The sequence below is a fragment of the Variovorax fucosicus genome (assembly GCF_030316825.1).
In the GTDB taxonomy this organism is placed as follows: Bacteria; Pseudomonadota; Gammaproteobacteria; order Burkholderiales; family Burkholderiaceae_C; genus Variovorax; species Variovorax fucosicus.
Genome location: NZ_JASZYU010000001.1, coordinates 195,749 through 208,944, shown reverse-complemented (window position 1 = coordinate 208,944; position 13,196 = coordinate 195,749). Strand labels below are relative to the sequence as shown.

General features: G+C 66.8%; 10 protein-coding genes. 6 read left to right on the top strand and 4 right to left on the bottom strand.

Annotated elements, in window-relative coordinates:
- Positions 1-9: 9 nt before the first annotated feature.
- The 3 genes from QTI05_RS01010 to exaC form a co-directional block, all read right to left on the bottom strand.
- Entirely contained in the window at positions 10-2,304 is a 2,295-nt protein-coding gene (locus QTI05_RS01010; RefSeq protein WP_286622589.1) for a nitric-oxide reductase large subunit, read from the bottom strand.
- Between the two features lie 210 nt (positions 2,305-2,514).
- Complete coding sequence (yihG, locus tag QTI05_RS01005; RefSeq protein WP_286622588.1) at positions 2,515-3,414, bottom strand: 1-acylglycerol-3-phosphate O-acyltransferase, YihG family; 900 nt, start codon at positions 3,412-3,414, stop codon at positions 2,515-2,517.
- 106 nt (positions 3,415-3,520) lie between these two features.
- Positions 3,521-5,041: an acetaldehyde dehydrogenase ExaC gene (gene exaC, locus QTI05_RS01000; RefSeq protein WP_286542623.1), complete on the bottom strand. Its 1,521-nt coding sequence runs from the start codon at positions 5,039-5,041 to the stop codon at positions 3,521-3,523.
- A 239-nt stretch (positions 5,042-5,280) separates the two neighbouring features.
- Between exaC and QTI05_RS00995 the strand changes: the two genes are divergently transcribed.
- Both QTI05_RS00995 and QTI05_RS00990 read left to right on the top strand, forming a co-directional pair.
- Positions 5,281-7,224 carry a sigma-54-dependent Fis family transcriptional regulator gene (locus tag QTI05_RS00995; RefSeq protein ID WP_286622587.1) on the top strand — a complete coding sequence of 648 codons (1,944 nt, stop codon included), beginning with the start codon at positions 5,281-5,283 and terminating at the stop codon, positions 7,222-7,224.
- Positions 7,225-7,367: 143 nt separating this feature from the next.
- Positions 7,368-8,288 carry an AraC family transcriptional regulator gene (locus QTI05_RS00990; RefSeq protein WP_286622586.1) on the top strand — a complete coding sequence of 307 codons (921 nt, stop codon included), beginning with the start codon at positions 7,368-7,370 and terminating at the stop codon, positions 8,286-8,288.
- A 10-nt stretch (positions 8,289-8,298) separates the two neighbouring features.
- On the opposite strand, the gene QTI05_RS00985 is transcribed toward QTI05_RS00990, so the two are convergent.
- Positions 8,299-9,207, bottom strand: a complete 909-nt coding sequence (locus tag QTI05_RS00985) for a LysR family transcriptional regulator (RefSeq protein WP_286622585.1) — start codon at positions 9,205-9,207, stop codon at positions 8,299-8,301.
- 167 nt (positions 9,208-9,374) lie between these two features.
- Here QTI05_RS00985 and QTI05_RS00980 point away from each other — a divergent pair, with 167 nt between their 5' ends.
- The 4 genes from QTI05_RS00980 (at position 9,375) to QTI05_RS00965 (ending at position 13,192) form a co-directional block, all read left to right on the top strand.
- Positions 9,375-10,094, top strand: coding sequence for a pirin family protein (locus QTI05_RS00980; protein ID WP_286622584.1), 720 nt, complete (start codon positions 9,375-9,377; stop codon positions 10,092-10,094).
- A gap of 145 nt (positions 10,095-10,239) precedes the next feature.
- Positions 10,240-10,893 carry a hydrolase gene (locus QTI05_RS00975; RefSeq protein WP_286622583.1) on the top strand — a complete coding sequence of 218 codons (654 nt, stop codon included), beginning with the start codon at positions 10,240-10,242 and terminating at the stop codon, positions 10,891-10,893.
- Positions 10,894-10,910: 17 nt separating this feature from the next.
- Positions 10,911-11,186 carry a DUF1427 family protein gene (locus QTI05_RS00970; RefSeq protein WP_286622582.1) on the top strand — a complete coding sequence of 92 codons (276 nt, stop codon included), beginning with the start codon at positions 10,911-10,913 and terminating at the stop codon, positions 11,184-11,186.
- A gap of 104 nt (positions 11,187-11,290) precedes the next feature.
- Positions 11,291-13,192, top strand: a complete 1,902-nt coding sequence (locus QTI05_RS00965) for an amidohydrolase (protein ID WP_286623323.1) — start codon at positions 11,291-11,293, stop codon at positions 13,190-13,192.
- Positions 13,193-13,196: the final 4 nt, after the last annotated feature.

Sequence of the window (13,196 nt, the reverse complement as noted above, 5' to 3'; positions counted from 1 at the left end):
CAAGCAGCCTCACCGTTCGGCCGCGGCCGCAACCTTGACGGCCAGGCCCGGCGATGTCTGCGATCCGGATTGCGACACCGGACGGCGCAGCAGGCGCAGCGCATATACGGCGAGGAGCACCGCACCCACGGCGAAGACGATGTCGCCCGGCACCCGCATCCAGACCAGGATCTCCATCACGCGGGAATGCACGATCTCGGCGGAGCGGGCGAACCACAACCCCTGCGTGACGCTGGCCCAGGCCTGGTAGATGCCGGCGGGCAGCAGCGACAGGAACACCATCATGGCCAGGCCGATGTTGAGGCTCCAGAACGCGGGCTTGAGCAGGCCATCGGCGTGCAGGTTGCGCTCGTACAGGCCGCGCAGGCAGAACAGCATCAGTCCGATGCCCAGCATGCCGTAGACGCCGAAGAGCGCTGCGTGGCCGTGGGCGGCCGTCATGTTGAGCCCCTGCACGTAGTAGAGCGAGGCGGGCGGATTGATCGCGAAGCCGAGCACGCCGGCGCCGATGGTGTTCCAGAAGCCGACAGCCACGAAGCACATGACGGGCCACTTGTAGGCGGCGAGCCAGGGCATCGTCTGCGAGCGGCGCCAGGTCTGCAGCGCCTCCAGGCCGATCAGGGTGAGCGGCACCACTTCGAGCGCGGAGAACACCGCGCCCACGGCGATCACCGAGGTCGGCGTGCCGGTGAAGTAGAGGTGGTGCAGCGTCCCGAGGATGCCGCCGAACAGGAACACGATGGTCTCGGCAATGATGGCGCGGTTGGCGCTTTCAGTGCGCACCAGGCCCAGGCGCGTGAAGATGAGCGCGACGACGGCGGTGGCGAACACTTCGAAGAAGCCTTCCACCCACAGGTGCACCAGCCACCAGCGCCAGTATTCGATCATCGAGTAGTGGGTGTGCTGTCCCCAGACCAGCGAGGTGGAATAGAAGCCGCCGATGCAGGTGGCCGAGAGGAACACCATCGCGATCAGGCCCCGCGATGCCGAAGGCTTGACCAGTGCCGGCCACAGCGCGCGGCCCAGCAGAAACACCCAGAACAGCAGGCCAACGAACAGCAGCACCTGCCAGACGCGGCCCATGCTGGTGTATTCGAGACCCTGGTTGCCGATCCAGAAGCTGAAGTCGACACCGCGGTGCTGCAGCGTGCCGAGCCAGCCGGTCAGCGTAGAGCCCACCACGATGGCGATCAGGGCCCAGAAGAGCACGTCCACGCCGAGCTTCTGCAGCTTGGGTTCGCGGCCGGACAACAGCGGGGCGATGTAGAGGCCGGTGGCCAGCCACGCGGTGGCGATCCAGAAGATGCCGACTTGCGTGTGCACCGTGCGGCTGACCACGTAGGGCAGCACTTCGGCCAGCGGCAGCCCGAAGAACGATTGGCCTTCGACGGCGTAGTGGGCAGTGATGACCCCCATGCCGATCTGCAGCAGCATCAGTCCGATCACCGCGAAGAAGTACTTGCGCGTGGCCTTCATGGAAGGCGTTGCCACGACGCCGAGCAGCGGATCCGCCTTGGGCGGCTGCGCTTCGGCTTCGTGCTTCTGGCTGCCGTGCAGCCACAGCATGGCCGCAATGGCCGCCAGCAGCAGGCAGATGCTGACCATCGTCCAGATGGCCGCCCCGCTGGTCATCGTGTTGTTGACCAGTGGCTCATGCGGCCAGTTGCTGGTGTAGCTCAGCCCCGTTTCCCCGGGGCGGTCGGTGGCCGCAGCCCACGCCGTCCAGAAGAAGAAGGCGGTCAGGGCCTGGCGGTCGGCGCGATCGGGCAGCATGTCCACCGTCATCGCGTATTGGTCGCGCAGCGTGGCGACCGAGCTGTCGCGGCCGAACAGTGCGTCGTAGTGCGCCGCCGTTTCGCGGATCGCCTGTGCGCGGGCCACCGAAACGGTGACCACCCCGCTCGTGCTGTCGTAGGTGTTGCGTCGCATCTCGTCGACCAGCCTGGCGTCGAGCGCGCCGCGTTCCGATGCACTCAGCGCGGAGGGCGCCTTGCGATAGGCCTCTGCGTGGCGATTCTTGAGCGCAAGGGCCTCACGGTGCAGCCAGTCTGCAGACCAGTCGGGTGCGACGTAGCCGCCATGGCCCCAGACGGAGCCCAGTTGCTGCCCGCCGACCGACAGCCAGACCTGCTGGCCGCGCTGGACCTGCTCGCCGGTGAAGACCACATCGCCGTTGGAGGCGGTGACGGATGTGGGAATCGGGGGCGCCGTCAGGTAGATCTGCACACCCAGGTAACCCAGCGCACCGAACGACAGTACGAAGATGAAGGCGAGCCAGCGCCAGAGCCTGCTGTTGTTTTTCATGGTGTTTCGACGAGGGAGGAGAAGGCTGCAGATTGCACGGGGAATTCCTTGTGGAAAGCGAACGGGGCAGAAGGTGTATTTGGAATACATCTATCGTAGGAAAGGCCTCGCTCCGCGACGTTGATGTGCATCAACATTCGCCCCGAAACCACCCCGAAACCACCCCGAAACCACCCCGAAAGCGCCCGTGCGGCGGGATCTGTCGCGTGCCTATTCGCGCGCGCTGCGCGGTTCGGCCAGCAGGCGCTGGATCAGGCGATCCTTCTCTGCCCACCGGCCCTCGACCCACTTGCGGATCCGCTGACGGTGCGCCCGGTTCCCCGAGGAGCCCGCACCCAGCAGGTTGGGCGGAATGGCGCATTGACGGACGTCGACGGTGACGGCCTTCACGTTGCCGCACAGCAGCGCCCAGAAGCTGGGCGTCCCCTCGGGGTAGACGATGGTCACGTCGAGCATGGCCTCGAACTGCTCGCCCATCGTGGCCAGCGCCACGCCCAGGCCACCCGTCCTGGGTTCGAGCAGATGCCGGTAGCTGCTGTGCTGCGCGGCATGCTTGGCCGCCGTGAAGCGCGTGCCCTCGACGAAGTTGATGACCGCCGTCGGAACGCGCTTGAACTTCTCGCAGGATCGCCGCGTCGTGGCGAGATCCCCGCGGCCCGCACCCCCGCCACGGCCGCGCTTGAGGAACGGAAAGTCGAGCGCCCACCAGGCCAGTCCGATCACCGGCACCCAGACGAGCTCGCGCTTCAGAAAGAACTTGAGAAACGGGATGCGCCCGTGAAAGACACGCTGCAGCACCAGGATGTCGACCCAGCTCCGGTGATTGCTCGACACCAGATACCAGCCGCGGCGGTTCAGCCCCTCGACGCCCTGGACTCGCCATGGCGCGGGGCACACGGCCGCGATCCATGCATTGTTGATGGCCACCCATCCTCCGGCCAGCGCGTTCAGCACGCGATCGCAGCCGGCGCGAACCCGGTTGACCGGCACCAGCAGCTTGATCAATGCCGGCGGCACCATCAGGCTGAACGCGACCAGCGTGTTCAAGCCCAGCAGCGCGGCGGTGAGGGCGCCGCGCAGCGGGGCAAGCATCAGTTTCAGGTTGGACAAGGGAGGGTGTGCAGCAAGGAGGGGCGGAGCCTGCGCCTGGCGCCGGCTTCGAACCATTCTGCGAGGACTCCCTCTGCCTGGTGTTGATCCCGCTCAAGCTTCCATGTCAGAAGAAGCCGAGCTTCTTCGGCGAATAGCTCACCAGCAGGTTCTTGGTCTGCTGGTAGTGGTCGAGCATCATCTTGTGCGTCTCGCGGCCGATGCCGGACTCCTTGTAGCCGCCGAACGTGGCATGCGCCGGATAGGCGTGGTAGCAGTTGGTCCACACCCGGCCGGCCTTGATGGCGCGGCCCATGCGATAGGCCGTGCTGCCATCGCGTGTCCACACACCTGCGCCCAGGCCGTAGGGCGTGTCATTGGCGATTTCCAGCGCTTCGGCTTCGGTCTTGAAGGTCGCGACCGCGAGCACGGGGCCGAAGATTTCTTCCTGGAAGATCCGCATCTTGTTGTGGCCCTTGAACAGCGTGGGCTGGACGTAGTAGCCGCCTGCCAGATCGCCACCCAGTTGCGCCCGCCCGCCACCGATCAGGCATTCCGCGCCTTCCTGCTTGCCGATTTCGAGGTAGCTCATGATCTTGTCCATCTGCATGGAGGAAGCCTGCGCGCCCATCATCGTCTCGGTGTCCAGCGGGCTGCCCTGCTTGATGGCCTTGATCCGCTCCAGCGCGCGCGCCATGAACTTGTCGTAGATCGACTCATGGATCAGCGCACGCGACGGGCAGGTGCAGACCTCGCCCTGGTTGAAGGCAAACAGCACCAGGCCTTCGATGGCCTTGTCGAAAAAGTCGTCGTCGGCATCGGCGATGTCGGCGAAGAAGATGTTGGGGCTCTTGCCGCCGAGCTCCAGCGTGGCCGGGATGAGGTTGCCGGCCGCGGCTTGCGCGATGACGCGGCCGGTGGCGGTGGAGCCGGTGAACGCGATCTTGGCGATGCGCTTGCTGCCGGCCAGCGCCATGCCTGCTTCGCGGCCGTAGCCATTGACGATATTCAGGACGCCCGGCGGCAGCAGGTCGGCAATCAGCTCGGCCATCACCAGGATGCTGATGGGCGTCGATTCAGCGGGCTTGAGCACCACGCAGTTGCCCGCGGCGATGGCCGGTGCCAGCTTCCAGGCGGCCATCAGGATGGGAAAGTTCCAGGGAATGATCAGGCCCACCACGCCCAGCGGCTCGTGGAAATGGTAGGCGATGGTGTTCTCGTCGATCTCGCTCAGCGCGCCTTCCTGCGCGCGCAGGCAACCGGCGAAATAGCGGAAGTGGTCGACGGTCAGCGGAATGTCGGCGTTGAGCGTCTCGCGGATCGGCTTGCCGTTGTCCACCGTCTCGACATAGGCGAGCAGTTCGAGGTTCTGCTCCAGGCGGTCGGCGATCTGCAGCAGTACGCGGGCCCGTTCGGCGGGCGCGGTGCGGCCCCAGCCATCGGCTGCGGCATGGGCCGCATCGAGGGCGAGTTCGATGTCCTCCGCAGTCGAGCGCGCGGCACGGGTGTAGGGCGTGCCCGTGATCGGCGTGATCACGTCGAAGTACTCGCCCTTCACCGGTGGCACGAACTTGCCGTTGATGAAGTTGTCGTAGGCAGGCTTGAAGTCGATCTTGGCACCCGGGGTGTTGGGGCTGGCGTATTGCATGGTTTCTTGTCTCCGTCCGGTAGGGGTGGAATGGGAACCGCGCAAACCGGATGCTGTGCGGGTCCGGGCGTTCCGCATCGCACGCGGCGTGCCAGTCCGGTTTGGCCGCCATTTCACTGATCTGGCGCAAGAACCACGTCAGGTCCGTGTCCCAGACTGCGCAAGGGGTGCCATGCGGTGAACACCTGTCACGAAACGGGACAGTCGGGTGCCGCATCGACGCCGAACCTGGAGACAAGATGCCTGCTCAATCTCTCGCCACGCGCGCGCCGGGCTCGCGCCTGCGCGAAGCGCGCCGCCAACTGCTGACTGCCGGCGAGGTCGCGGACGGCCTGATCGAGGCCTCGCTGCGCCGCAGCTGGGAGCGCAGCCGCGGCTACGGCCTGGTTCCGGCCGGCCGCGTAGCCGGTGCACCGCATGCCTCCGCGGCGCAACTGGCACGGGCACTGGATCGGCAGCGCGAGCTGGCGTCGCATGCCCAACCGGTGATGGAGTTCCTGTTCGAGCAGATGCGCGACACCGGCAGCATGGTCATCCTTGCCGATGCGCAAGGCACGCTGCTGCGGGCCATGGGCGATGCCGGCTTCGCAAGCCGTGCCCAGCGCGTGGCGCTGCGCCCGGGCGCCAACTGGCACGAGCAGTGGCGCGGCACCAATGCCATCGGCACCGCGCTGACCGATGGCGCACCGGTGGTGGTGCACGGCGGCGAGCACTACCTCGAACGCAATGGCTTCCTCGCCTGCACGGCCGCGCCGATCATCGATCCCGGCGGCCGCGTGCTCGGCGTGCTGGACATTTCGGGCGACCAGCGCAGCTTCCATCCGCATACGCTGGGCCTGGTGCGCCTGGCAGTGCGCACGATCGAGCAGAAGCTGTTCGACGCGCGCCACGCCACGAGCCTGCGTCTGCGGCTGCATGCGCAGCCCGAGGGTATCGGCAGCGTGGCCGAAGGTCTTGTGGCCCTGTCCGATGATGGCTGGCTCATCGGGGCCAATGCGGCCGCGCTGGCGATGCTGGGGCTCTCGCGTGCCGACGTGGGTGCGAGCACGATCGAGCGGCTGCTGCAGCTGGACATGGCAACGCTTTGCGCCTGGTGCCGCCAGGCGGCCTGCGCGCCGCGGGCAGTGCGCCGCCATGACGGCAGCGTGCTCTGGGCCCGGGTGGAGGCGAGCCGCGGCGTGCTGGCGGCAAGCCAGGGCAGCCCCGCCATCCGGTTGCAGGCTGCGGTGCATTCCGATGCGCTGGCGGCACTGGACACCGGGGATCTGGCCATGCAGGCCGCGATCGGCCGCGCACGACGCGTGATGGACAAGCCGATCTCGCTGCTCCTGCAGGGCGAATCCGGCGTTGGCAAGGAGGTGTTCGCCCGCGCCATTCATGCCAGCGGAATGCGTCGCGACGGGCCGTTCGTCGCGGTCAATTGCGCTGCGCTGCCCGAGACGATGATCGAGGCCGAACTGTTCGGCTACCGCCCGGGCGCCTTCACGGGGGCGAGCCGCGATGGTGCGCCAGGCCGCATCCGCGAGGCCCATGGCGGCACGCTGCTTCTCGACGAGATCGGCGACATGCCTCTTGTCTTGCAGACGCGACTGCTTCGCGTTCTGCAGGATCGCCAGGTGGTGCCGCTGGGCGGCGGCAAACCGGTGGCGGTGGACTTCCGGCTCGTCTGCGCCACCCACCGCAACCTGCGCGCCGAGATCGATGCGGGGCGCTTTCGGGAAGATCTGTACTACCGGCTGAACGGCCTGGCGCTGCAGTTGCCGCCGCTGCGCGAGCGACAGGACAAGCTGCAGATGGTGGCCCGCATGTTGCGCGACATCCTTCCCGATCGCGAACTCCAGCTCGCGCCCGATCTGGCCTGCGCCGTAGCGCGCTATCGCTGGCCGGGCAACCTTCGCCAGCTGAACAGCGCGCTGTGCACCGCGTGCGCATTGATTGACGACAGCGAGGCAATGATCGACTGGGTGCACTTGCCTGATGACCTGGTCGACGACCTGCGTGGCGCCCCGGCGGTGCGCGAGGTGGTCGACGACGTCGTCGACCTGCGGGCCCAGGCGGCACGCACGCTGAAGCAGGTCGTGCAGTCCAGTGGCGGCAACCTCTCCGAGGCGGCCCGCTGCCTGGGCATCAGCCGCAATACGCTCTACCGCAAGCTGCGTGGGCTCCCCAGTTCGGAGACATAGCGCTCGATAGCGGGGCGCACCCGATCGGCCTTGTGGGCGTCCGTCAGCCACCCGCTAGAGGCGTCGCCGAACGCGAGTAGTTACCATGCTGCCTATTTTTCCCAGCTTGGCGGTCATCCATGGGTGCCAGATGTCGTTCTCACATGCCGAACACCTCTCGCTCTGACTGCCAACTTGGACAACGGCTGGCATCGCAGTACGGCATCGACGCGGTTCAGTCGCTCGTGAGCAGGTCGCGCTGGGGCGCTGAACTGGGCGTCGCGCGCATGCGTTACGAGTTGCCGCATCTGTTTGTGCTGGCGCCGCTCCCGACTGAAGATGCATTCCTGCTCAGCGTGGAGATCAATTCCGGCGGCAGCCGGCGCATCGTCCGCGATGGCGATTCCCGACAGTTGGGCCTGCAGCAGGAAGGCGCTTTCCACATCGCCGATCTGTCGCAGCGCGCGTCGGCGTACGTCAGCAGCCCATTCCATTCGATGTTTTTCCATCTGCCACGCGCAACGCTCGACGCGTTCGCCGACGAGATGGAGATGCCTCGCGTCGACCGGTTGCGCTGTGACGCCGGCACACTGGACCCGGTGATCGCCAATCTGGGCCGGGCTATGCTGCCCGTGCTGATGCGCCCTCAGGAAGCGAGCCGGCTGTTCGTGGATCACGTGGCGCTGGCCCTGAAGGCGCACGTCGTTCATGTCTACGGCGACGCGGTGGGCTTCGCGCCCGTGCGGACCCGAGGAGGCCTGGCGTCCTGGCAGGAGCGCCGCGCCAAGGCGTTTCTGATGCAACACCTGGCAGGCGATGTCTCGCTGGCCGATGCCGCCCGGGAATGCACGCTGTCGCGCAGTCACTTCAGCAAGGCGTTCAAGCAGACCACCGGGCAGACGCCGCATGCGTGGCTTGTGACGCAGCGCGTGGAGGCGGCGCGCCGCCTGTTGGGCCAGCCCCATCTTCCGATCGCGGAGATTGCCGCGCGCTGCGGGTTTTCCGATCAGAGCCATCTGACGCGCGTGTTCTCCGCGCACACGGGCACGTCGCCGGCGCGCTGGCGGCGCTTGAACGCGGGCTGAGCCAGAGCGCTCAGGTCGACCTCGGCAACAGCGCGGGCACCAGCTGCCGGTTCAGCTGCTTCACCCACCACTGCAGCGCATTCCCCTTCGCGCCCGTCTTCCACGCCAGCCAGAACGCCTCGGGTGCGCGCGGCTCCTCGGTGGCGAGTTCCACCAGCGTGCCGCGCGCCAGTTCGCCCTGAATGCAGGCCCGCGGCAGGAAGCCGTGCCCCAGGCCCGCGGCCTGGCAGGCGATCTTGGCGGCCATGGTGGGCACGGCCACGCGGTGCTGCCCGGCCAGAAGCCCCACGGTGCGGTCGGATAGCGTGCGTGCGCTATCGCTCACCACGATGGCGTTGTGTTCCAGCAGGTCGCCGCGATGCAACGACCGGCCGAACCGGGTCAGCGGATGCGTCGGCGCGACGCAGAACGCGAAATCGAGACTGCCCACCATGACGGCCTGATAGCCTCCGCCCGCCGGCCCTTCGCCCGCCGCAATGACGATGTCCGCGCGCCCTTCGCGCAACGCCTCCCAGCTGCCGGTGAGCGCCTCGCAGCCGATGCGCAGCCGCGTGCCGCAGCGAAGCGCCTCGAAGGCGCGGATGTCGTCCATCAGCGCCTGCGTCGGAATCAGGGAGTCGTGCACCAGCCGCAGCTCCGATTCGAAGCCGGTGGCGATCTGTCGCATCCGCGATTCAAGATCGCTCGCAGCGTCGAGCAGCCAGCGGCCTTCCTTGAGCATTTCCTCCCCGGCCGCCGTGAGGGTCACGCGCGGTCCGTTGCGCACGAACAGCAGCATGCCCAGCTGCTGCTCGAGCTTGCCCACCGCGTACGAGATGGTCGAGGGCACCTTGTTCAGCCGCGTGCCGGCGGCGGCGAAGGAGCCGTGGCGCGCAATGGCGTCCACGAGTTCGATGGCTTCGAGGCTGAGTTTGAGCACCGGTCCGTCCTTGCGAAATGGATGATCGAAAACTTCGATGATCAATGGCTAAAAGTTTCGTCAACAGGCGTCGCCGGAAGAAAGATGATTCAGCCATGCCTTAGAGATTCTTCTTCGAGGCCATTGTGAATCAAATCGAACCAATCGAACCCAAAAGGACGTGAATCATGTTGAACATTCGCAGCGCCAACGACCGTGGACTTGCAGACTTCGGCTGGCTGAAGTCGCGCCACACCTTTTCCTTCGGCCACTACCACGATCCCGCGCAGGAAGGCTTCTCGGACCTGCTGGTGATCAACGACGACCGCGTGCATCCCGGCCGCGGCTTCGGCACCCACCCGCACCGCGACATGGAGATCTTCTCGTACGTGCTCGACGGCGCGCTCGAGCACAAGGACTCGATGGGCACGGGCTCGGTCATCCGCCCCGGTGACGTGCAGCTCATGAGCGCGGGCACCGGCGTGCGCCACAGCGAGTTCAATTCGTCGGTCACCGACCCGTTGCACTTTCTGCAGATCTGGATCACGCCGAACGCCAAAGGCGTCGCGCCGCGCTACCAGGAAGCGCACTTCACCCCCGAGGAAAAGCGTGGCCGCCTGCGGCTGATCATTTCTCCCGAGGGCACCGACGGCTCGCTCGCCGTGCACCAGGACGCCCGCGTTTACGCCGGCCTGTTCGACGGCGACGAAAGCGCATCGCTGGTGCTCGGGGCCCATCGCCATGCCTATGTGCATGTCGCCCGCGGCAGCGTGGAGGTCAACGGACAACGGTTGGGGGAGGGCGATGGCGCGCGGGTGCGCGACGAAGACCGGATCGACCTGGCGCGCGGCGAAGGCGCCGAGGTGCTGGTGTTCGACCTGCGGCCGAACGAGTTGCCTTCCTTCTGACAACGCATGCGCGCCTTTGGCCAGCGCGCACGGCAAATGTCCAAACGGCCTCACTAATTGACAAGACATGTGTCCACGCCAAAACGACGATGCATGGCGCGGCACGACCCCTTCTTTTTTCTATCGCCAACACACGGAGAGCCCCATGTCCCTCAAAGCAACCCCCACCGCCGGCGCCAAGCTGCTCACGCCCACCGACCACACGCTGGTGATGATCGACTTCCAGTCGCAGATGGCCTTCGCCACGCACTCGATCGATGCGGTGAACCTGCGCAACAACGCTGCGCTGGTGGCGCATGCCGCAGCCGGCTTCAAGGTCCCGACCATCCTGACCACGGTGGCCGAGAAGAGCTTCTCGGGCCCGATGTTCGGCGAGATCACCGATGCCTTCCCCGGCCAGAAGATGCTCGATCGCACGTCGATGAACACCTGGGAAGACGCGGCCGTGATCGAGCGTGTGAACCAGATCGGCAATCCACGCATCGTGCTGGCGGGCCTGTGGACCGGCGTGTGCATCGTCGGCCCGGCGCTGTCGGCCATCGACCAGGGCTTCGAGGTGTTCGTGATTGCCGACGCCTGCGGCGACGTGTCGGCCGAAGCGCACAACCGCGCGATGGATCGCATGGTGCAGGCCGGCGCCCAGCCCATGACCTCGCTGCAATACCTGCTCGAACTGCAGCGCGACTGGGCCCGCGGCGACACCTACGAGCTGACCACCGGCATCGCAAAGAAATTCGGCGGCGCCTACGGCCTGGGGGTGACCTACGCCAAGACGATGTTCGGCGCCCACGAAGGCTGAACGCCACGGTGAAAAAGATGAAGCCCTACGTCCTGTCGCTCGCGCTCGGCCTGCTGGTCGGTGTGATCTACGCACTGTTTCAGGTGCGCTCGCCGGCCCCACCGGTCATTGCCCTCGTTGGGCTTCTCGGGATCCTGCTCGGCGAGCAGATCCCGCCGCTCATCAAGAGCTGGGTCAAGCCCGACGCCGCGGCCACCTCGTGGCTGCAGCACCAGGTCAAGCCGCATGTGTTCGGCGAACTGCCGCAATGCGCCAAGAGCGGCCCGGGCGCCACGCCCCGCCAAGACACATGAGCGATCCATTCGACGAACAACGCCGCCGGCTGTGCCTCGGCACGCTGGGCGCCGCGCTGGCCGGCACGGCCATGGCCCAACCCAACGCTTCAAGGACATCCGACATGGCAGGCACAACCACCCCCGACCTGATCCTGCACAACGGTCGATTCACCACGCTCGATCGCGCCAATCCGACGGCGAGCGCCGTGGCCATCCAGGGCGGTCGCTTCGCGCGCGTTGGTTCCAATGAAGAGGTGCTGCCGCTGGCGGGTTCCAGTACCCGCGTGATCGACCTGCAGGGCAGGCGCGTGCTGCCGGGGCTGATCGACAACCACCTGCACATCATTCGCGGCGGCCTCAATTTCAACCTCGAGTTGCGCTGGGACGGCGTGCGCAGCCTGGCCGACGCGATGGGCATGCTCAAGCGCCAGGTCGCCATCACGCCCGCGCCGCAATGGGTGCGCGTGGTGGGCGGCTTCACCGAACACCAGTTCGCCGAGAAGCGCCTGCCGACCATCGCCGAGCTCAATGCGGTGGCACCCGACACGCCGGTGTTCATCCTGCACCTGTACGACCGCGCGCTGCTCAACGGCGCGGCCCTGCGCGCCGTTGGCTACACGAAGGACACGCCGGCACCGCCCGGCGGCGAGATCGTGCGTGATGCGGCCGGCAATCCGACCGGCCTGCTGCTGGCCAAGCCTAACGCGTCGATCCTCTATGCCACGCTGGCCAAGGGCCCCAAGCTTCCCTTCGACTACCAACTCAATTCCACGCGCCACTTCATGCGCGAGCTCAACCGCCTGGGCGTGACCGGGGCCATCGACGCGGGCGGTGGCTTCCAGAACTTTCCCGAGGACTACCAGGTGATCCAGCAGCTGGCCGACGCCGGCCAGCTCACCATCCGTCTCGCCTACAACCTGTTCACCCAGAAGCCCAAACAGGAGAAGCAGGACTTCCTCAACTGGACCGCCACCTCGAAGTACAAGCAGGGCGACGACTACTTCCGCCACAACGGCGCGGGCGAGATGCTGGTGTTCTCGGCCGCCGACTTCGAGGACTTCCGCCAGCCGCGCCCGGATATGGCACCCGAGATGGAGGGCGAACTCGAGGACGTCGTGCGCATCCTTGCGCAAAACCGCTGGCCGTGGCGCATGCACGCCACCTATGACGAGACCATCAGTCGATCGCTCGACGTGTTCGAGAAGGTGAACAAGGACACCCCGCTGGCCGGCCTGAACTGGTTCTTCGATCATTGCGAGACCATTTCGGACAAGTCGATCGACCGCATCGCCGCGCTGGGCGGCGGCATCGCGGTGCAGCATCGCATGGCGTACCAGGGTGAGTACTTCGTCGAGCGCTACGGCGCCGGTGCGGCCGAGGCCACACCACCGGTCAAGCGCATGCTCGAGAAGGGCGTGAAGGTGTCGGCCGGCACCGACGCCACCCGCGTCGCGTCGTACAACCCGTGGGTGTCGCTCTCTTGGCTGGTCACCGGCAAGACGGTGGGCGGCACGCAGCTGTACCCGCAGCGCAACTGCCTCGATCGCGAGGCGGCGCTGCGCATGTGGACCGAGAACGTGACCTGGTTCTCCAACGAGGTCGGCAAGAAGGGCCGCATCGAGGCCGGCATGCTGGCCGATCTGCTGGTGCCGGATCGCGACTTCTTAGCCTGCCCTGAATCGGAGATCGCCGACACCACGGCGCTGCTGACCATGGTCGGCGGCAAGGTCGTGTATGCGGCGGGACCGTTCCAGGTCCATGACGAGGGTGCGCCGCCGCCGGCCATGCCCGATTGGTCGCCGGCACGCACGTTCGGCGGCTACGCCGGCTGGGCTGATACGGCCCGTTCCGCCGAGGGCGCGCCGCTGCAAAAGGCGATGCGCCAGGCGGCGATGTCCTGCGCCTGCGCCAACAACTGCAACGTGCACGGCCACCAGCATGCGACGGCGTGGAGCAGCAAGCTGCCCATCGCCGACCTGAAGAGCTTCTGGGGCGCACTCGGTTGCGCCTGCTGGGCGGTGTGATGAC

What these genes read in the sequence shown, in the direction of transcription:
- QTI05_RS00980 (WP_286622584.1), top strand. Translation starts at nt 9,375, where the DNA reads ATGTTGAACATTCGCAGCGCCAACGACCGTGGACTTGCAGACTTCGGC.
- QTI05_RS00965 (WP_286623323.1), top strand. Translation starts at nt 11,291, where the DNA reads ATGGCAGGCACAACCACCCCCGACCTGATCCTGCACAACGGTCGATTC.
- QTI05_RS00975 (WP_286622583.1), top strand. Translation starts at nt 10,240, where the DNA reads ATGTCCCTCAAAGCAACCCCCACCGCCGGCGCCAAGCTGCTCACGCCC.
- exaC (WP_286542623.1), bottom strand. Translation starts at nt 5,041, where the DNA reads ATGCAATACGCCAGCCCCAACACCCCGGGTGCCAAGATCGACTTCAAG.
- QTI05_RS00970 (WP_286622582.1), top strand. Translation starts at nt 10,911, where the DNA reads ATGAAGCCCTACGTCCTGTCGCTCGCGCTCGGCCTGCTGGTCGGTGTG.
- QTI05_RS00995 (WP_286622587.1), top strand. Translation starts at nt 5,281, where the DNA reads ATGCCTGCTCAATCTCTCGCCACGCGCGCGCCGGGCTCGCGCCTGCGC.
- QTI05_RS00990 (WP_286622586.1), top strand. Translation starts at nt 7,368, where the DNA reads ATGCCGAACACCTCTCGCTCTGACTGCCAACTTGGACAACGGCTGGCA.
- QTI05_RS01010 (WP_286622589.1), bottom strand. Translation starts at nt 2,304, where the DNA reads ATGAAAAACAACAGCAGGCTCTGGCGCTGGCTCGCCTTCATCTTCGTA.